The 18,954-nt window shown below is 55.4% G+C and carries 14 protein-coding genes and 3 tRNA genes; 7 read left to right on the top strand and 10 right to left on the bottom strand.

Annotated elements, in window-relative coordinates; genetic code table 11:
* Positions 1-62: 62 nt before the first annotated feature.
* Entirely contained in the window at positions 63-2,471 is a 2,409-nt protein-coding gene (lon, locus tag AC2FHW_RS01315; protein ID WP_142634051.1) for an endopeptidase La, read from the top strand.
* 112 nt (positions 2,472-2,583) lie between these two features.
* On the opposite strand, the gene AC2FHW_RS01310 is transcribed toward lon, so the two are convergent.
* Both AC2FHW_RS01310 and AC2FHW_RS01305 read right to left on the bottom strand, forming a co-directional pair.
* A tRNA-Val gene (locus AC2FHW_RS01310) sits at positions 2,584-2,658 on the bottom strand.
* A gap of 142 nt (positions 2,659-2,800) precedes the next feature.
* On the bottom strand, positions 2,801-4,627 hold the full coding sequence (locus tag AC2FHW_RS01305; protein ID WP_496821332.1) for a M10 family metallopeptidase C-terminal domain-containing protein: 1,827 nt from the start codon (positions 4,625-4,627) through the stop codon (positions 2,801-2,803).
* 562 nt (positions 4,628-5,189) lie between these two features.
* Between AC2FHW_RS01305 and AC2FHW_RS01300 the strand changes: the two genes are divergently transcribed.
* The 3 genes from AC2FHW_RS01300 (at position 5,190) to uvrA (ending at position 8,414) form a co-directional block, all read left to right on the top strand.
* Positions 5,190-5,266 (top strand) — tRNA-Asp (locus AC2FHW_RS01300).
* 44 nt (positions 5,267-5,310) lie between these two features.
* Positions 5,311-5,387, top strand: a tRNA-Asp gene (locus AC2FHW_RS01295).
* Positions 5,388-5,555: 168 nt separating this feature from the next.
* A complete protein-coding gene (gene uvrA, locus AC2FHW_RS01290; RefSeq protein WP_496821331.1) occupies positions 5,556-8,414 on the top strand; it encodes an excinuclease ABC subunit UvrA in 2,859 nt (952 codons plus the stop codon).
* 17 nt (positions 8,415-8,431) lie between these two features.
* On the opposite strand, the gene AC2FHW_RS01285 is transcribed toward uvrA, so the two are convergent.
* From AC2FHW_RS01285 to AC2FHW_RS01260, 6 genes are all read right to left on the bottom strand, one after another.
* On the bottom strand, positions 8,432-8,758 hold the full coding sequence (locus AC2FHW_RS01285; RefSeq protein ID WP_496821330.1) for a site-2 protease family protein: 327 nt from the start codon (positions 8,756-8,758) through the stop codon (positions 8,432-8,434).
* A 469-nt stretch (positions 8,759-9,227) separates the two neighbouring features.
* Complete coding sequence (locus tag AC2FHW_RS01280; protein ID WP_496785192.1) at positions 9,228-9,620, bottom strand: hypothetical protein; 393 nt, start codon at positions 9,618-9,620, stop codon at positions 9,228-9,230.
* 95 nt (positions 9,621-9,715) lie between these two features.
* On the bottom strand, positions 9,716-10,588 hold the full coding sequence (gene mmsB, locus AC2FHW_RS01275) for a 3-hydroxyisobutyrate dehydrogenase (RefSeq protein WP_496679606.1): 873 nt from the start codon (positions 10,586-10,588) through the stop codon (positions 9,716-9,718).
* A 3-nt stretch (positions 10,589-10,591) separates the two neighbouring features.
* Positions 10,592-11,632, bottom strand: coding sequence for an enoyl-CoA hydratase/isomerase family protein (locus AC2FHW_RS01270; RefSeq protein WP_281972159.1), 1,041 nt, complete (start codon positions 11,630-11,632; stop codon positions 10,592-10,594).
* Positions 11,633-11,639: 7 nt separating this feature from the next.
* Positions 11,640-12,782: an acyl-CoA dehydrogenase family protein gene (locus tag AC2FHW_RS01265; RefSeq protein WP_142634037.1), complete on the bottom strand. Its 1,143-nt coding sequence runs from the start codon at positions 12,780-12,782 to the stop codon at positions 11,640-11,642.
* Positions 12,783-12,910: 128 nt separating this feature from the next.
* Positions 12,911-14,026 carry a carboxylate-amine ligase gene (locus AC2FHW_RS01260; RefSeq protein WP_142634035.1) on the bottom strand — a complete coding sequence of 372 codons (1,116 nt, stop codon included), beginning with the start codon at positions 14,024-14,026 and terminating at the stop codon, positions 12,911-12,913.
* 144 nt (positions 14,027-14,170) lie between these two features.
* Here AC2FHW_RS01260 and AC2FHW_RS01255 point away from each other — a divergent pair, with 144 nt between their 5' ends.
* Complete coding sequence (locus AC2FHW_RS01255) at positions 14,171-15,016, top strand: class I SAM-dependent methyltransferase (protein WP_496821329.1); 846 nt, start codon at positions 14,171-14,173, stop codon at positions 15,014-15,016.
* Positions 15,017-15,093: 77 nt separating this feature from the next.
* The gene (locus AC2FHW_RS01250) at positions 15,094-15,570 is read left to right on the top strand and encodes a fasciclin domain-containing protein (protein ID WP_281972158.1); all 477 of its coding nucleotides are present in this window, start codon (positions 15,094-15,096) and stop codon (positions 15,568-15,570) included.
* 55 nt (positions 15,571-15,625) lie between these two features.
* Here the strand turns inward: AC2FHW_RS01250 and AC2FHW_RS01245 are convergent, their stop codons facing one another.
* Both AC2FHW_RS01245 and AC2FHW_RS01240 read right to left on the bottom strand, forming a co-directional pair.
* A complete protein-coding gene (locus AC2FHW_RS01245; protein WP_496821328.1) occupies positions 15,626-16,213 on the bottom strand; it encodes a L,D-transpeptidase in 588 nt (195 codons plus the stop codon).
* Positions 16,214-16,415: 202 nt separating this feature from the next.
* Positions 16,416-17,915, bottom strand: a complete 1,500-nt coding sequence (locus AC2FHW_RS01240; RefSeq protein WP_496691299.1) for a CoA-acylating methylmalonate-semialdehyde dehydrogenase — start codon at positions 17,913-17,915, stop codon at positions 16,416-16,418.
* A 101-nt stretch (positions 17,916-18,016) separates the two neighbouring features.
* On the opposite strand from AC2FHW_RS01240, the gene AC2FHW_RS01235 reads away from it, so the two are divergent.
* A complete protein-coding gene (locus AC2FHW_RS01235) occupies positions 18,017-18,919 on the top strand; it encodes a LysR family transcriptional regulator (protein ID WP_496821327.1) in 903 nt (300 codons plus the stop codon).
* The last annotated feature ends 35 nt before the right edge of the window (positions 18,920-18,954 follow it).

The following is an 18,954-nucleotide window of genomic DNA, read 5'->3' as shown; positions in this document are numbered from 1 at the left end:
AGACGGCCGGGGGTTGCCTAGATGAGGGACCAGTGCCGTCTTGCCAAAGATAAGGATTGAGCATGCAAGAGCCCCTGAATTCCTCATACCCAGTACTTCCGCTACGCGACATTGTGGTTTTTCCTCATATGATCGTGCCTTTGTTCGTGGGTCGGGAAAGGTCTGTCCGCGCACTTGAGGAAGTGATGCAGGACGATAAGCAAATTCTGCTGTCTAGCCAGATTGATCCAGGTGATGACGATCCGGAAATCGACGGTATCTATCGCTCGGGCGTGCTGGCGAATGTGCTGCAGCTGCTGAAGCTTCCAGATGGAACCGTGAAAGTTCTGGTCGAGGGGCAAGCGCGCGTACAGATTACAGAATACCTTGATAACGAAGAGTTTTTTGAGGCTCGTGCAGAATATCTGACCGAGATTCCGGGTGATGTGACCACTACACAAGCGTTGCTTCGCACCGTCGCGGATGAGTTCGAACGCTATGCCAAAGTCCGCAAGAACATCCCCGAAGAGGCTTTGACCGCTGTTGGTGAAACCGCCGAGCCCGCCAAACTGGCCGACCTCGTGTCGGGGCATCTTGGTATCGAGGTCGAGCAAAAGCAGGAACTGCTGGAAACACTGTCGGTCAGCGAACGGCTTGAAAAGGTCTACGGCCTGATGCAGGGCGAGATGTCGGTTCTGCAGGTCGAGAAAAAGATCAAGACCCGCGTCAAAACCCAGATGGAGAAGACACAGCGCGAGTACTACCTGAATGAGCAGATGAAAGCCATTCAGAAGGAACTTGGCGATGGCGATGACGGCTCGAACGAAGTGGCCGAGCTGGAAGAGAAAATCGCCGAAACAAAGCTGTCGAAAGAGGCGCGTGAAAAGGCCGAAGGTGAGCTGAAGAAGCTGCGCAATATGAGCCCGATGTCGGCTGAGGCCACAGTCGTGCGCAATTACCTCGACTGGATTTTGGCTCTGCCTTGGGGCACCAAGTCCCGCGTTAAAAAAGATCTTGGTCGCGCGCAGGAAATTCTGGATGACGATCACTATGGGCTTGAGAAGGTCAAGGAACGGATCGTCGAATATCTGGCTGTTCAGCAGCGGTCGAAGAAGCTGAAGGGCCCGATTATGTGCCTTGTTGGCCCTCCGGGTGTGGGTAAAACCTCGCTTGGTAAGTCGGTTGCACGTGCGACGGGGCGCGAATTCATTCGCATCTCGCTGGGCGGTGTGCGTGACGAGTCCGAGATCCGTGGCCACCGTCGGACCTATATCGGTTCGATGCCTGGTAAGATCATCCAGGCGCTGAAAAAGGCGAAGACCACAAACCCGCTCATCCTGCTCGACGAGATCGACAAGATGGGTCAGGATTTCCGTGGCGATCCGGCCTCGGCCATGCTGGAAGTGTTGGACCCGGAACAGAACAGCACGTTCATGGATCACTACCTTGAGGTTGAATATGACCTATCCAACGTGATGTTCCTGACCACCTCCAACAGCTATAACATGCCCGGGCCTTTGCTCGACCGGATGGAGATCATACCTCTGGCGGGCTATACCGAAGATGAAAAGAGCGAGATCGCCAAGCAGCACCTGATCGGTAAGCAGATCAAGAACCACGGTCTGAAAGCCAAAGAGTTCGAACTATCCGATGAGGCGCTGCAATCGATTATCCGCACCTACACCCGAGAAGCTGGCGTGCGGAACCTTGAACGCGAAATCGCCAAGGTGGCGCGGAAGTCGCTGACCAAGATCATCAAGAAAGAGGCGGAGTCGGTCACGGTGACGCCGGACAATCTGGATGAATTCTTGGGCGTGCCCAAGTTCCGCTATGGTTTGGCTGAACAGCACGATCAGGTTGGGGTTGTAACCGGTCTGGCCTGGACCTCCGTTGGCGGCGATCTGCTGCATATCGAGGCGCTGAAACTGCCCGGTAAGGGGCGGATGAAGACCACGGGTAAGCTGGGCGATGTGATGAAGGAATCCATCGATGCAGCCTCATCTTATGTGCGGTCAATCTCACCTAAGATCGGGGTGAAGCCGCCCAAATTCGACAACCTGGACATCCACGTCCACGTACCGGACGGGGCAACGCCCAAGGATGGTCCTTCGGCCGGTTTGGCAATGGTGACCTCAATCGTATCGGTTCTGACGGGTATCCCGGTGCACAAGGATATTGCCATGACAGGAGAGGTTTCCCTGCGCGGCAATGCGATGCCCATCGGTGGTTTGAAGGAAAAGCTGCTGGCGGCTCTGCGCGGCGGGATCAAGACTGTTCTGATTCCGGAAGAGAATGAGAAAGACCTGGCCGAAATTCCTGACAACGTGAAGGAAGGGCTGAAAATCATCCCGGTCACGCATGTTTCGGAAGTTCTGAAACACGCTCTGGTTCGGGATCCTGAACCTGTCGAATGGGACGAAGCCGCAGAAGAGGCCGCCGCGGCTGCAGCCAAAACGGCTGAGAACACGTCCCCGTCCGCCAGGGCGCACTAAAGGTCAGAATATGGCAATTAGGGGCGGGGTTAGCACCTCGCCCTTTTTCTTTGGTCTGACCAAATAGTCAGCCAATTACTGGCTTTGCATATCGGATCGCAGAGTAGAGAAATGGTGGGTGATAAGAGATTTGAACTCCTGACATCTTCGATGTGAACGAAGCGCTCTACCACTGAGCTAATCACCCGTGAGCAGGGGTCTTATAAGGAGTTCAGCAAAGCCGCAAGAGGTCATTGCGCCTTTTGGGCCCCGGGGATTACCCCGCAAATGCCCAGTCGAGGTGCCCATAAACGGGCGGCCTTGTGGGGCCGCCCTTTCACTTTTTGATGTCAAAGAATGAAATCGTCCTGGGTCAGATCGTGCAAGCCAGAGATCTTGATAACCATCTCAGGATTTTTGTCGCCGTCAGTATCCACAAGAACAAGTGTGAAGTCGTTCTTGGTGCCTGCGTTGTTTTTCTTGACGTAATAGATTTCGCCTTCGTCCGACGTCTGGGCCGGTGTTGTACCGTTGAAGACAAATGAATCATCGCCGTCAATTACGGTGCTTGCGTCGATCGCACTTAGGTCGATCTTGTCTTCACCCTGAGTGAAATCGGTAATCCGGTCGGCATATTTTGCTTTGCGCGAACTTTCGGTTGTTGACGTGAACACAAACTCATCGGCCCCTTCGCTGCCGGTCATGGTGTCCCTTCCGGCACCACCGATCAAAGTATCGCTGCCTGCGCCACCATTCAGGGTATCTTTGCCAAGGCCCCCGTCCAGGCGGTCAGACCCTCCATTACCCTGTAGGATGTTTCGACCGTCCGTACCTGTAATGTCGTCATTTTGCTCGGACCCAACGACGTTTTCGACACCCGTAATGGTATCGGTTCCGTATCCGGTTGCCTGTGCATTGGTGTCAGACAAATCAACGGTTACGGCGCTTGTGCCGATATAACGCAACCAATCCAGGCCCTCTCCGCCGTCAATAGTATCGTCGCCGTCGCTGTCCTCGGCTACAAAGTTGTCCGTGCCCTTGTGGCCGTACAGTTCGTCGTTTCCAAGACCTCCGGTCAGGGTGTCATTGCCGCCACCCCCAAGAACAATGTCATTACCCTCGCCAGCAGAAATAACATCGCTACCGCCAAATCCTTCCAACCGGTTATCAACTTCATTCCCGACGATGATGTCGCCCTTGTTGCCGCCCTGCGCATTCTCAATGACGACCCCATTTGCGATCGTAAATCCACCGGTTACGCCTTTGGCATGGGAAGGAGTGCCACCTGCATCGCTGCCATCAAGATCCGCGTCATTGAGGTTGATCGTGACGCTACGATCAACACCCTTTGCCGAAATTGTATCGATTCCATCTGTATCCCAGATGGATGTCCAGAATGTTCCGGCGCCATTCTTGCCTTTGATTTTATAGACGCTGTCGTCGGTGTTGTGGTCCGTCGTTCCGTAGATCGCCTGCAGCGCAGCTATATCAAGGGCCATGGGCGAGGCCGTGCCGCCAGCCTTATATGTCTTCAGAGGAACAACTTCGGGATAGCCCGAGTTGTAGGACATGATGGTATAAACACCCTGGTTCTGCCCATCTGTCCCGTAGTCGTCGAAGGGCTGCGTAACCCCCGGAAAAATTGTCGAGCTGCCGCCTTCATCATGTGGGTGGGCTAGACCAAGGCCGTGAAGAATCTCGTGAATGATTGTCGCGAAGCCTTCACCGCCTTTGCGTAACGCCTCTTTGCTAAACAGAGGCGTATCATAGGCAAAGATGCCGAACAGGGCGTCGATGCCAGAATCCTGCAGCAGGGGGTCGTCACCCGGAACTTGATGGACACCAAGAGATCCGGGTCCGCCAAGATCGTTTTGGGTCAGCAAAGCGTAGGTGATGTTAACGTCATTAATCTCGCCTGCTGGTGTCAGAAAGCCGACTTCGTTGAACTCGATCGGAATGATCGTTTCGATAATTGCAAATGCTTTGCGGATTGCTTCCTTCATGTAGGAGGCAAAGCCACGGCGACCTAACGATCCATCATCGAAGGAGTATGTGATTGTGCCCGGAGCACTGACGCCTCCGGCGCTGGTGTCCCAAGACGTGCCCCAAATTAGGCTGTCTACATAAACATGACCGGTAACATTTGCACCCGGAGAAGTTGTGCTGGCAACTGACATCTTAAATTTCTTCCTTGTCTAACACGCCGTTTGTTCCCGGTTTTTCCGGAATACAAAATTAGCGCCGTATATTTTGACCGGTTCTAGAATCGGTAATTCTTCCTTTGGCATCAGAAATTTCCAACGTTTTGGCCCGAGGATCAACCGAGCGTATGAAGTCTCTTTTGGCAGAGGTGTTTGTAATCGTCTTGCAGACCATTTGTGGTTGAAATGAGGCAGAACGCGGCAAGCTTTGAGTAACTCTCTGCCAGCAATTTGATATGACTGTTCTCTTTGGGTTTATGCCAGAATAAGCTTGGGGATGAGCTTGGGGGCTGTCCTAAGATCTGGATCTAGCGGACCCATGCCAGGTGATGTGCTGCTCAAGGTTTCAGAATATTTTTGTCTGGCCAAAGGCAGTAGGTCGTGAATTATCGGCTGGTTTCTGTTTGGCCATTCGTCGTGTGACGAGAAAACATCTCTAACAAAAATTACGTTCTGAGAAAAAACTTCAATTCGCCGCTTGACGATGTCCGGGCGTGGCCATAATACACCCCAACGTTCAGCAACGAACGGGCAGCGGGCGGTTGTAGCTCAGTTGGTTAGAGTACCGGCCTGTCACGCCGGGGGTCGCGGGTTCGAGCCCCGTCAACCGCGCCATCGCTGCCATCCTTGGTCCAGGGTAAAGGCCACGAAATAGATGCGCGGTTGTAGCTCAGCTGGTTAGAGTACCGGCCTGTCACGCCGGGGGTCGCGGGTTCGAGCCCCGTCAACCGCGCCATTTTCCACTAGTTTTCAGAAATCATACCGTTTACCGGGTGACTCTATTGGTTTTGTTGCCAGTAGGTGGCGGCAACATCTCTCTCGTTCACATTTTGTTCTAACTTTTCTGTTGGAGACTCAGTGTGGCTCGCTTATCTCTAGGACACTTATGTGTTGGGGGCCAAACATGGCTGAGCTGAAGAATATCGAGGTGCGCGGCGCGCGCGAACATAACCTCAAAGGCATTGACGTGGATATTCCGCGTGACCAGCTTGTGGTTATCACTGGTCTGTCAGGCTCGGGCAAATCGTCGCTTGCCTTCGACACGATCTATGCGGAAGGGCAGCGCCGGTATGTCGAAAGCCTGTCGGCCTATGCCCGGCAATTTCTGGATATGATGGAAAAGCCAGATGTGGACCATATCAGTGGTCTATCTCCGGCTATTTCCATCGAACAGAAGACGACTTCAAAGAACCCACGGTCTACCGTGGGAACCGTGACCGAGATTTACGACTATCTGCGTCTGCTGTTTGCCCGCGCTGGTACACCGTTCAGCCCTGCCACGGGCAAGCCGATCGAAGCCCAGCAGGTGCAGGATATGGTCGACCGGATCATGACGATGGAGGAGGGCACGCGAGGGTATCTCCTGGCCCCGATCGTTCGGGACCGAAAGGGCGAGTATAAGAAAGAGTTTCTGGAACTGCGCAAACAGGGCTTTCAGCGCGTCAAGGTTGATGGCGCGTTTCACGAGTTGGACGAGCCTCCGAAGCTGGACAAGAAGTTCCGCCATGACATCGACGTCGTGGTCGACCGATTGGTGGTGCGCGAGGGCATGGAAACGCGGCTGGCGGACAGCCTGCGCACAGCGCTTGATTTGGCCGATGGCATTGCGATTTTGGAAACCGCACCGCCTGAAGGCGACCCGGAGCGGATCACCTTCAGTGAAAATTTCGCCTGTCCTGTCAGTGGCTTCACCATCCCCGAGATCGAACCGCGCCTATTTTCCTTTAATGCGCCCTTCGGGGCCTGTCAGGCCTGTGACGGGCTGGGGGTCGAGCTGTTCTTTGACGAACGCCTCGTAGTGCCGGATCAGACGCTGAAACTGTATGACGGCGCCTTGGCGCCCTGGCGCAAGGGCAAGTCGCCCTATTTCCTGCAGACTATCGAAGCCATCGCGCGACATTATGAGTTCGACAAGAATACGCCGTGGAAAGATCTGCCCGCCAAGGTGCAGCAGGTGTTTCTGCGCGGATCGGGCGAGGAAGAAATCCAGTTCCGCTATGACGAAGGCGGCCGGGTTTATCAGGTAACCCGCAGTTTCGAAGGCGTTATCCCGAATATGGAGCGGCGCTATCGCGAGACTGACAGCGCCTGGATACGCGAAGAATTCGAACGCTATCAAAACAACCGGTCCTGCGGCAGTTGCGAAGGCTATCGACTGCGGGCCGAGGCGCTGGCCGTCAAGATCGCCGGATTGCATGTCGGGCAGGTTGTGCAGATGTCGATCCGCGAGGCGCTGGCGTGGGTTGAGGATGCACCAAACCATCTGAGTGCTCAGAAAAATGAAATCGCGCGGGTGATACTCAAGGAGATTCGTGAGCGGCTTGGGTTCCTGAATAACGTTGGTTTGGAATACCTTACGCTGTCACGTTCAAGTGGAACGCTTTCGGGCGGGGAAAGTCAGCGTATCCGTCTGGCCAGCCAGATCGGTTCGGGTCTGACCGGGGTGTTGTATGTACTGGACGAACCTTCGATCGGGTTGCATCAGCGCGACAATGACCGCTTGCTGGGTACTCTCAAAAACCTGAGGGATCAGGGGAACACGGTCATCGTAGTGGAACACGACGAGGAAGCCATCCGCGAAGCCGACTATGTCTTTGACATCGGTCCAGGTGCGGGTGTGCATGGTGGGCAGGTGGTTAGCCATGGTACCCCGTCCGAGATCGCGACCGATGCAGCCTCGATCACCGGCCAATACCTGTCAGGCACACGCGAAATCCCGGTGCCGTCCGAGCGGCGGAAGGGGAACAAACAGAAAGTGACTGTGGTCAAAGCCACCGGGAACAATCTGAAGAAAGTGACCGCTGATTTTCCTCTGGGCAAGTTCGTCTGTGTGACCGGCGTATCCGGCGGTGGCAAATCGACCCTGACGATTGAAACCCTGTTCAAGACAGCCTCGATGCGGCTGAATGGCGCGCGGCAGACACCTGCGCCATGCGAGACGATCAAGGGGCTCGAGCATCTGGATAAGGTGATCGACATCGACCAGCGGCCCATCGGGCGTACACCACGCTCGAACCCGGCCACGTATACCGGGGCGTTCACGCCGATCCGTGACTGGTTCGCCGGTCTGCCCGAGTCCAAGGCGCGAGGGTACAAGCCTGGCCGGTTCAGCTTTAACGTCAAAGGCGGTCGGTGCGAGGCTTGTCAGGGCGACGGCGTCATCAAGATCGAGATGCACTTTCTGCCCGATGTCTATGTCACCTGCGAAACCTGCAAGGGCGCGCGTTACAATCGGGAAACCCTTGAGATCAAATTCAAAGGCAAGTCCATCGCGGATGTCCTTGATATGACAGTGGAAGATGCACAGGATTTCTTTAAGGCGGTACCCTCGATCCGCGATAAGATGGACGCGCTGGCGCGGGTCGGTCTGGGGTATATCAAGGTCGGGCAACAGGCGACGACACTGTCGGGCGGTGAAGCGCAGCGGGTGAAGCTGTCAAAAGAGCTCTCCAAACGCTCAACTGGTCGGACGCTTTACATTCTGGATGAGCCGACGACCGGTCTTCATTTCGAAGACGTCCGCAAGCTGTTGGAAGTGCTGCATGAATTGGTTGATCAGGGTAACACGGTTGTTGTGATCGAACACAATCTGGATGTTGTCAAAACGGCCGACCACATCATTGATATCGGGCCCGAAGGCGGTGACGGTGGTGGTGAGATTGTCGCCACGGGAACGCCCGAAGATGTTGTTGCTGTGGAACGCAGCCATACGGGCAGGTATTTGAAACAGTTGCTGAACCCCGAGCGGGTCGCGGCGGAATAACCTCCGCCGCGGCAACTTCAGTATCTGGCGTATCGCAGCATCTGCCAGTGGCGCAGTATTGGCGGAAAGAACAGGAACACGAAGCCGAAGCTGATATAGGCAAAGATCATCATCGGGATCCACAGCAGAACGCCAACCAGCCCAATAAACCCGGAAACACGTGCGGCTGAGTTCGCCGACATAATGCGCGTGAGCAAAGCGAAGAGCAGACGCCCCCCATCAAGCGGCATCAGGGGCAGCATGTTAAACAGCGCCAGCCACAGGTTTGGCTCTGCCGTCACCACCAGAACCCAGCCAATTTCGGGCGAGTTGGAGACGGTTCCAGCAATGAACACACGGTCCACAGGGTCAGGTTCACAATCGGCCCCATGGCCACAATCAATTCGTCTTCATATGCCGAGGTTGACCGGCGATGTTCGCAGAATCCGCCGCCCCCATAAAGGACGACTCGATTGACGGGCACGCCCTGCACAAGACAGCCCCATGCGTGGCCCAACTCCTGCAGGAGAATCGAAATCAACTAAATCGCCACGAAGGCGAGCGCATAGGGCAGGTTGACCGGATCGACGTTAAATCCGACAACGATCAAGACCAGAAATAAGGCTTTGGCTGAAATGTATCGGTACGTTCCATCGGCCGCGGAGCTCAAATAGCACGTTTTCAGTATTCATAATAAAACCTCGAAATAGTGAGGTTTATGATGATGTTAGATCGTGTCAAAATTTTAAAACAGGCCGGAAAATGCCCGAGCCTGCTTACTTTCTCAAATCGACTGTGGTTGGTTTTCGCCCGCTTGAATTCAGGCCGTGCTTGTCAGTTCAGGATGTCTGCAACCGCGCCGATCAGGTTCAGAACTTTGCGTGTATCTGGGTCGACCCGATACACGTAGTCGCCTGCGCGGACATAGCTTCCCCTATTCAGCCCATACCGAAACGGATCATCAATCCAGCGATAGTCGCCATTGATAAACTCGCCATTTCTGTACAGCTTTTTGGCCTGTCCCGGAGGGACACAGGGTACGTTTTTCTTAGCCAGACCCGGCGGGCAGTGGCCGGCGTTTCCAGTTGCAACAATACCGCCCTGAGGCGCAATGCGGATGACCTTATTCTTGTTCTTGCCGTTTCCTTTCCCGTTACCGGCCATGGCCGCCACCGGGGTCACGACCAGAGCAAGAACAGTAAGCGCTTTGACCAAATTATGCGTCATCGTAGCCCCCTGGAATCGATGTTGAACTTCTCCATTAGATGGACATCGGCAGGAAAGGGGTCAACCCAATGGGCAGGAAGCCGCCCAAGGGCATCCTAGTTCCGACCGCGCTTTTCAAATCGCGGAAGCATGGCCGAGAAGTCCAGCCCCAGCCCATCTTCGCTTTCGACGAATTGCTGATACAGCTCGGTCGCCATCATCCCCATTGGGGTGTCGGCATCCGAGCTTTCCGCCGCCTGCTGACTGAGGCGCAGGTCTTTCAACATCAGTTCGGCGGCAAAGCCGGGTTGATAACCATTGTCGGCCGGGCTTTGCGGGCCGATACCGGGGGCAGGGCAGTATGCGTTCATCGTCCAGCTATAGCCCGAGGAGGTGCTGACAACGTCGAACATTTTCTGCCGGTCCAGCCCCAACTTGTCGGCCAGCGCGAAGGCCTCGCAGGTTGCAATCATGGTGACGCCCAAAATCATGTTGTTGCAGATCTTGGCCGCCTGACCCGCGCCCGCGTCTCCGCAATGTACTGCCTTTTGCCCCATGATGTCGAACAAGGGCCGGGCTTTTTCGAATGCCTCGGCGCTTCCACCTGCCATGAATGTCAGCGTCCCAGCCGAGGCGCCTCCGATACCGCCCGAGACGGGTGCGTCGACGGCCAAAACTCCCGCAGCCAATGCCATATCGGCAACAGCTCGGGCGCTGTCGACATCCACTGTCGAACAATCGACCCAGACGGCCCCTTCATTCATCGCTGGAATGATCTCATTTGCGACGGATCGAAGTATCTGGCCATTCGGAAGCATGGTGATGACGATGTCTGCGTCTTTTGCAGCGTCGGCCCCTGACCCAGTCAAAGTAACACCGGAAACCGACACCTCGGCCATATCAAACCCAGCGACTTCATGCCCGGCATTGGCAAGATTGACTGCCATTGGATTGCCCATGTTTCCAAGGCCGATAAACCCGATTTTCATTCTTTAATCCTCCTCGAATGTCAGGGCGACGCTGCCCAGGGGCCGCAGCATTGCGGAAATATCCACGGCGGGAACAGGTTTGCCATGGTGACGCCAATTAGGAGAGCGATCCTTGTCTATGATCTGCGCGCGGATACCTTCCAGAAAGTCTCCGTGTTCCATGGCGCGCGCCGTAAAGCGGTATTCCATCTCCAGGGCTTTTCGGATCGACAGATCCAGCGCCTTAAGCCGATGGATCATTTCAATGGTACAAGCCACGGATAGTGGAGAGTTGCGGCCCATCAACTTTTGCGCCGCGTCAGAGAACGGGGTCTCGGAAAAGCGCAACGCGTTGAGGATGTCGTTCAACCCCTCGCCATTGAAAAGCACGTCGATTTCCGCCTGGACCTTTTCAAGTTTACCTGTGGGTGGCGTCTGGGAATGCTCGACCAACAGGTCTGTGCTCCCGGAAGCTTCGAGCAGTTCGATCAAGCCGGGCCATTCTTCAATGGGGATAAAATGGTCGGCAAAGCCCGCATAAATGGCGTCCGCAGGGCCCATTCGGTGACCTGTTGTGCCCAAGTATTCTCCCAGTCGACCCGGAGCCAGCGCGAGCATCAGAGAGCCACCAACATCCGGCACCAAACCGATAGAGCACTCGGGCAGGGCAATCTGAGATGTTTCACAGACTATGCGGTGGCTTCCGTGGCACCCAATTCCGACGCCGCCACCCATAGTAAACCCTTGTAGGAAACTGACCACGGGCTTGGGGTATTCGAAAATCAGTGCATTCAGCCTGTATTCATCGCGCCAGAAAGTCTGCCCATAGGCAAAGTCGCCTTTGCACCCGGTATCATAAAGCTCTGCGATATCTCCCCCGGCGCAAAATGCTTTATCGCCAACGGCGTCCAGTATGATCAGGTCAACTGACTCGTCCTCGCGCCAGTTGCGCATGGCCGTATCTATCGCCATGCACATGTCATAACTCAGCGCGTTCAAAGACTTGGGGCGTGTCAGAGTGATGCGTCCAGCGCGGCCGGTAGTGTGAATTTCAATATCTGGCATCGGGGTCTCAGCGTTGGGCAAGCATCTGACGAGAAACAATGACGCGCATGATCTCGTTTGTGCCTTCCAGAATTTGATGAACGCGCAAGTCGCGGACAAGCTTTTCGATACCGTAATCGGCGAGATACCCATAACCGCCGTGCAGTTGCAGGCATTGGTCGACCACTTTTGATCCGGTTTCAGTCACGAATTTCTTGGCCATTGCACAGAACTTGGTGGCGTCCGGTGCGCCCGTGTCCAGTTTCCAGGCCGCCTGACGCAAGAACGTCCGGGCCGCCTGCAATTCTATTTCCATATCCGCAAGCCTGAACTGCAGCGCTTGAAACTGATCAATCGACTTCCCGAATGCCTGACGCTCGGACATATACTGAAGCGTCATGTTCAGACCTGCTTGTGCCGCCCCCAAAGAACATGAGGCAATATTCAAGCGACCGCCATCCAGGCCCATCATCGCATATTTGAATCCGTCACCTTCTGTACCCACCAGATTGCCCGCCGGAACTTTGCAGTCGTCAAACTGAACCTGCGCCGTTGGTTGGCTTTTCCAGCCCATCTTTTGTTCAAGCGCGCCAAAGCTAAGACCTGGAGTGCCATCTTCGACATACAGGGTTGAAATCCCTTTGGGACCATCCTGTCCGGTGCGCACCATACAGACATAAGCATCTGAGTATCCGCCGCCCGAGATGAAGGCTTTTGTTCCGTTCAGCGTATAACCTTCGTTCGTGCGTTCGGCGCGAGTTTTCAGCGCGGCTGCGTCCGAGCCTGATCCGGGTTCGGTCAGGCAATAGCTGAGGACTGTGTTCAGGTTAAGAATATCCGGCATGATCCGCGATTTCAGCTCATCCGCGGCAAATGTGTCCAACATCTTGGCGCACATATTGTGGATCGTCAGGAAGGCCGCGACTGAAGGGCAAGCCATCGAAAGGGCCTCGAACACCATCGTCGCATCCAGCCTACTAAGACCGGAACCGCCACTATCTTCGGACACATAGAGACCGCCAAAGCCAAGCTCCCCTACACGGGGCCAAAGGTCTTTGGGAATAGTGCCATCTGCCTCCCATTGCCGGGCGAAGGGTGCGATATGCTCCTGCCCGAACTCATAGGCCATATCGAAGATAGCAGTTTGCTCTTCGGTTGGTGCAAAATCCATTGGTTTCCTCCCACGTCGCCGGATGAATTGAACGAGTGTTTATTTCCTGATTCTTACAGAAATTTTGCACGCCCAGCAATTCCTGACAGGGATATTGCGAAAACGATTAGATCATACTATGAGGCAGGTCATAAATCCTGATGGAATTCTTCGATCAGATGCTGAACCACAGCCCTGCCTGCATCCGCACCTTTGGCCGTCGCTTCGGCGTGAACACGTCGTTGCCGCGTGGCAGATGTGCCGTTTTGTGCGATTTGCTGTAGCCGGGCAAGTTCAGTCATGGTGCCCAGTGCTTCGGCATCTTCGGCCAGCATACCCATCAGTTCACCCATAAGTTCCGGCATGGGCTTGATGGATCGATCCCCGAAATCAATCATGCCTTCGCCGACACCGTAACGCTGCGCCCGCCACCGGTTTTCACCAATCAGGAACCTGTCATATTGCCGCCAACGCAAGTTGCGGTCTTTCAGACGGCACAACATTCGGACCAGCGCCTGTACCATTGCAGCCAGTGACAACGTGTGCTCCAACCTAGGCTGCACGTCCATTATGCGTGTTTCGAGCGTTGGAAAGCGATGAGACGGTCGCAAATCCCACCAGATTTTCGAGGTATCCTCGATCACGCCAAGTTCGACCAGAATGCCTGTCGTACGTTCATATTCCGACCAGCTGGCCAGAACCGGTGGTAATCCGGTGCGGGGCAGGTTGTCGAATACGGTCAGGCGATAGGAAGACAGGCCGGTATCCTCTCCGTTCCAATAGGGCGAGGATGTGGACAGCGCCAACAGATGCGGCAGGAAATAGGAAAGCTGCGGCATCAGGTCGGCCCGCAAGGATGGTTCTTCAACACCGACATGCACATGCATCCCGCAGATCAGCATCCGTCGCGCGACACCGCCCAGGGCATGCTGCAAGGCGTCATAGCGCTCTCGGCGCGTGTGGTGCTGTTTCTTCCAGTCCGCAAAGGGGTGGCAGGACACAGCAATCGGGGCCAGATTGTATTCGGCGGACCGATCTGCCACACCCGCCCTCAGGCGTTTCAAATCTTCTCGGGCCGTGCGGATCGTCGCATGGGGGCGGGTGCCAACCTCGATCTGGCACTGCAGAAACTCAGGGCTGACCTGGCCCTGAAAATCGGCCTGGCAGGCTTCCATCAGTGCAGCGGGTGCTTGGGCAAGTTCAAGGCTGTCGCGGTCGACCAGAAGATACTCTTCCTCAATGCCCAGCGTGTATTCCTGCTGCATGGCGGCCCTCTTTCTAGCTTTATGCGAAACAGTGAATACGGAAATACGCTTTTTGCCAAGTGTTTACCGGCAGAGTCCTTGCGGTCTTTGGGCAAGCAGCGGTAAGGAACGGGTCAAAGTTCAGACGAACCCCGGAGCCTTTGTGTGAAACCCAGGAAATTCCCCCGGCTAAACGCCGTTCTCGACCGGTTTGGCGTCAAGCTAATCGACAAGGTTACCGAACGGGACGAACGCGCCCGGCTAGAGGCGTTCGAAAGGGCAGGCGGGCTGACCCGTCCGGCTTATACGTTGTCACCGGGAATGGCCGATTTCGACATATCGCAGCTGGTAGCCGAATATGGTGAACATGCCGCCGCTTTGGCTGCATTGAAAGATCCGTCCCGCAATCAAACCGGGTATAGGATCGGCAACGGGTATTATGACAGCCCAGATGCGGATGCGTTGTATCTTATGGTCCGTCGTTTCAAACCCAAGCGGGTGATTGAGGTTGGCTGCGGTAATTCAACGCGCGTGACACGGCAGGCTGTATTGGATGGCGGGCTGCAGACGCAAATCACCGCGATTGATCCCTATCCGCGCGCGGACATCGCGCATGTAGTCGATCAATTCGAACAGAAACGGTTGGAAGAGGTCGATCCAGCCCTCTTCGAACAGCTTGAAGCGGGTGACATCCTGTTCATCGATTCCAGCCATGTTGTCCGGATGAGCAATGATGTCGCGCATCTGTTCTGTCGCATCATACCGGCCTTAAAACCGGGCGTTGTGATCCATGTGCACGATGTTTTTCTACCCTACGAATACCCCAAGCGGTTCTTCTATGATTGCCCGGGATGGGGCGAGCAATATATGTTGCATGCATTGTTGCAATCTAGTGCATATTCAATGCTTTGGCCTGGATACTTCTTGCAACAGGATCGCCAAGATGCGGTCGAGGCGCTGCCGTTTTTGAAAGATGGGCGCGCGCAAAGTATTTGGGTTCAGGTCAAATAAATCTGACACCAAATTGATCCGGTGCAGCGAAACGCCCGTACCCCTTTCCATAACAACCTGGATAGGAGATCTCAAATATGTTTCGCCGTACTTTCCTGAGCGCCGCCGCCGCAATCGCACTTACCTTGCCGGTTCAAGCGAAGGCCGCCGATATCGTGGATACCGCCGTATCTGCCGGATCATTCACCACTCTGGTCGCGGCGGTTCAAGCGGCGGGTCTGGTCGATACGCTGAAAGGGGACGGTCCGTTCACCGTTTTTGCCCCCACGGATGAGGCCTTTGCCGCACTGCCCGAAGGGACGGTGGAAACGCTGCTACTGCCCGAGAACAAAGACCAACTGGTCGCAATCCTGACATACCATGTGGTTCCGGCCAAAGTCATGTCTGGGGACATCGCTGGCAAGCGCGCCAAAGTGCTGACCGTGCAGGGTGATCGCCTGAGTGTGAATGGTAAAAACGGCGTAAAAGTGAATGGCGCCAAGGTTGTGCAGGCCGATATCGAGGCCAGCAATGGCGTGATCCACGTCGTCGATGCGGTGATCCTGCCGGAATAATTGGCAACCACCGTGTTCAAGCAAAAACCCCGGCCGTTATGGCCGGGGCGTTCTGTCAGACCAATCTGACCTTGGTGCCAACCTGAACCAGCGGGTACAATTCTTCAACATGCTGATTATAAAGGCCAATACATCCAGAAGAACTTTGGCGACCAATCTTGCGTGTATCGTGCGTGCCGTGCACCAGATATGCTGGCCAGCCCAGATACATCGCCCGCGTACCCAGCGGATTTCCGGACTCGCCACCTTCTATTCGGATGGGCAGGTTCGGGTCGCGCTCGCGCATTGAGGCGGTCGGGGTCCAGCTTGGGTTTTCGCGCTTGCGTATTACTTCGGTATAACCACGCCTTGTGAGTTCTTCGCTCATAGGGACTGAGCTGGGGTACAGTTTGTACGTCCCGTCAGCCCCCCAATAGTGTACAGCGCGGCTTGTGATATCTGCCAGCAGGCAGCCGACACCTAACTCATCGAAGTGATCCTGCCAATTCTGGTGCGAGAATGAGGAGACATTCCGCCGCACAGCGAGCTGTGTGCTGATCGCCTCTTCGTCGAGCGGGAAAGCATCGGCGCTGCTTTGTGCGCGCACCAGTGCAGGTGTCATCAACAGAGACGCTGCACCTAACAATGCAGAGCGACGGGTCATGCGGGGATCTGACAAATTGGCCTCCGGTTCAGGAACTGCTCTCGCGAAACTGCGTGTAACTTATGTTTTGCTGATCAGATTTCCTAGGGAGTGTTGAGTGAATTTATTGTGAAGCGAACATCACAAGCGAAACTTGGCCGTGTATTGAAAAAAGCCCGGCCAGTGGTGGCCGGGCTGTGTGGATCCGCCGCTTTCGTTTGAATCAGTCCATGGCTTTGAAGTTGAACTCGCCGCCTTCTTTGATGCCTGACGGCCAACGCGCGGTGACCGTTTTTGTGCGTGTATAGAATTTGAAGCTATCCGCACCATGCTGGTTCAGGTCACCGAACATGGATTTCTTCCAACCGCCAAAGGTGTGATAGGCCAACGGAACCGGGATCGGAACGTTGATACCGACCATGCCAATATTGATCCGGCTGGCAAAGTCACGCGCGGTATCTCCATCGCGGGTGAAGATCGCCGTGCCATTGCCGTATTCGTGGTCCATAGCCAAGCCAATCGCTTCTTCGTACGATCCTGCGCGGACGGTCGACAAAACCGGACCAAAGATCTCTTGCTTATAGATGTCCATGTCGGGCGTCACGTGGTCAAACAGGTGAGGGCCGACGAAGAAGCCGTCTTCATAGCCCTGCAGGCTAAAGTCGCGATTATCGACAACCAGTTTGGCACCCTGTTCAACGCCCGAGCTGATCAGTCCCAAAATGCGCTCTTTGGCAGCACCGGTCACGACCGGTCCCATGTCAACATCATCGCCGGCAGTGTAGGGGCCGACCTTCAGTTTCTCGATACGAGGAATAAGCTTTTCGATCAGCGCGTCGGCGGTATCCTCTCCGACCGGGACGGCAACCGATACGGCCATGCAGCGTTCGCCAGCCGCGCCGAAACCGGCGCCAACCAGGGCATCTGCTGCCTGGTCTAGATCGGCGTCGGGCATGACGATCATGTGGTTCTTGGCGCCGCCGAAACACTGCGCGCGTTTGCCGTTGGCCGTGGCGCGCGAATAGATGTACTGCGCGATTGGGGTCGAGCCTACAAAGGAAACGCCCTGAATGATCTCGCTGTCCAACAGCGTGTCCACGGCCTCTTTGTCGCCATTGACCACCTGGAACACACCTTTGGGCAAACCAGCCTCAACGAACAGTTCCGCCAGCATCAAAGGCACTGAGGGATCGCGTTCGGACGGTTTCAGAACAACAGCGTTTCCACAGGCCAGAGCAGGGCCCACATGCCACAGAGGCATCATGGCCGGGAAGTTGAACGGCATGATTGAGGCCACAACCCCCAAAGGCTGGCGCATAGAATACATGTCGATGCCTGGGCCCGCACTGTCGGTGAATTCGCCTTTCAACATCTGCGGCGCACCGATGCAGTATTCGATCACTTCCAGACCGCGCTGCAGATCGCCTTTCGCGTCAGGGATCGTCTTGCCGTGCTCGCGGCTGAGCGCTTCGGCCAGCTTGTCCATGTCGCGGTTCATCAGGTGAACCATCGCCATCATCACGCGCCCGCGTTTTTGCGGGTTCGTTGCACCCCAGGCCGGTTGTGCGGCTGCAGCGCTAGCAATGGCTGCTGTGGTCTCGGCAGCACTTGCCATCGGGCATTTGTACTGTACCTCGCCGGTAGCGGGGTTGAACACGTCATCATATCGGCCGGACGTGCCGATGACATTCTCACCGTTGATGAAATGGGACAGTTCGTTCATTGCGAATTCCTCCGAAGGTCTGCGCGCAGAATAGGCTTGCATAAATGGCTTGAACAGAGGCAATGTCCCAAAGGTGTTTTGCAAAATTGCAAAGGTGAAGCGTGACACCTAATTGGGATGATATGAGGGTCTTTCTGGCCGTAGCCCGCGAAGAAAGCCTTTCGGCGGCGGGACGATTACTTCGGATTGACCCGGCTACGGTCGGACGCCGTGTAGCGCGGTTGGAAGCGTCTCTGGATGCGCCGCTGTTCACCAAATCGCAGCAGGGATATGTGCTGACCTCAGCTGGTGAGCGTTTGATGGACCACGGTCTAAAAGCCGAAGAGGCGATGCGCGCTGCAGCAGGCGCCACGGCTGAACCATCTGAGAGGTTGAGCGGACAAATCCGGATCGGCGCACCGGACGGGTGTGCGAACTACTTGTTGCCGCAGGTGTGTGGCAAGATTTGTGACGCCAATCCCAATCTGGACATACAAATTCTGGCCTTGCCGCGCGTCATCAACCTTTCGCGCCGTGAAGCCGATATGGCCGTGACCGTCAGCGCACCGACCGCTGGAAAACTGCTTGTACAGAAAATTACCGATTACAAACTTCATCTTGTCGCAACGCAGGAATACCTTGCCGATCACCCGGCGGTTCATTCCATCAGCACGTTAGGGGGGCATCGTATGATCGGATACATACCTGATATGATATTCGACCGCGAATTGGACTATCTGGTCGATCTGGGTGTTGACCGAGTCGCGTTGGCCTCGAATTCGGTCTCTGTCCAACTGCGGCAGGTTTCGCAGGGATCAGGGATCTGCATTGCGCATGATTTCACACTGCCATTTCACCCGAAGTTGAAGAAAATATTGGTTGATCAAGTGAGTTTGACACGCAGTTTTCATCTGGTCCGACATCAAGGTGACCAACGAAACGAGCGGCTGAATCGGTTCGCGCAGGCCCTGTCCCAAGGAATTCGCGATGAAGTTGAGCGGCTTGAGGCTGAAGCTTCACCTTGACAGGCTATTTCATTCCGGCAACGCTTTGGAAAACA

It is taken from the genome of Ruegeria sp. YTSA108 (assembly GCF_059610185.1).
Note: the sequence above shows the minus strand (reverse complement) of the source record. Positions and strands in the feature narration are given on the sequence as shown.

What these genes read in the sequence shown, in the direction of transcription:
- lon (WP_142634051.1), top strand. Translation starts at nt 63, where the DNA reads ATGCAAGAGCCCCTGAATTCCTCATACCCAGTACTTCCGCTACGCGAC.
- AC2FHW_RS01305 (WP_496821332.1), bottom strand. Translation starts at nt 4,627, where the DNA reads ATGTCAGTTGCCAGCACAACTTCTCCGGGTGCAAATGTTACCGGTCAT.
- uvrA (WP_496821331.1), top strand. Translation starts at nt 5,556, where the DNA reads ATGGCTGAGCTGAAGAATATCGAGGTGCGCGGCGCGCGCGAACATAAC.
- AC2FHW_RS01280 (WP_496785192.1), bottom strand. Translation starts at nt 9,620, where the DNA reads ATGACGCATAATTTGGTCAAAGCGCTTACTGTTCTTGCTCTGGTCGTG.
- mmsB (WP_496679606.1), bottom strand. Translation starts at nt 10,588, where the DNA reads ATGAAAATCGGGTTTATCGGCCTTGGAAACATGGGCAATCCAATGGCA.
- AC2FHW_RS01270 (WP_281972159.1), bottom strand. Translation starts at nt 11,632, where the DNA reads ATGCCAGATATTGAAATTCACACTACCGGCCGCGCTGGACGCATCACT.
- AC2FHW_RS01265 (WP_142634037.1), bottom strand. Translation starts at nt 12,782, where the DNA reads ATGGATTTTGCACCAACCGAAGAGCAAACTGCTATCTTCGATATGGCC.
- AC2FHW_RS01260 (WP_142634035.1), bottom strand. Translation starts at nt 14,026, where the DNA reads ATGCAGCAGGAATACACGCTGGGCATTGAGGAAGAGTATCTTCTGGTC.
- AC2FHW_RS01250 (WP_281972158.1), top strand. Translation starts at nt 15,094, where the DNA reads ATGTTTCGCCGTACTTTCCTGAGCGCCGCCGCCGCAATCGCACTTACC.
- AC2FHW_RS01245 (WP_496821328.1), bottom strand. Translation starts at nt 16,213, where the DNA reads ATGACCCGTCGCTCTGCATTGTTAGGTGCAGCGTCTCTGTTGATGACA.
- AC2FHW_RS01240 (WP_496691299.1), bottom strand. Translation starts at nt 17,915, where the DNA reads ATGAACGAACTGTCCCATTTCATCAACGGTGAGAATGTCATCGGCACG.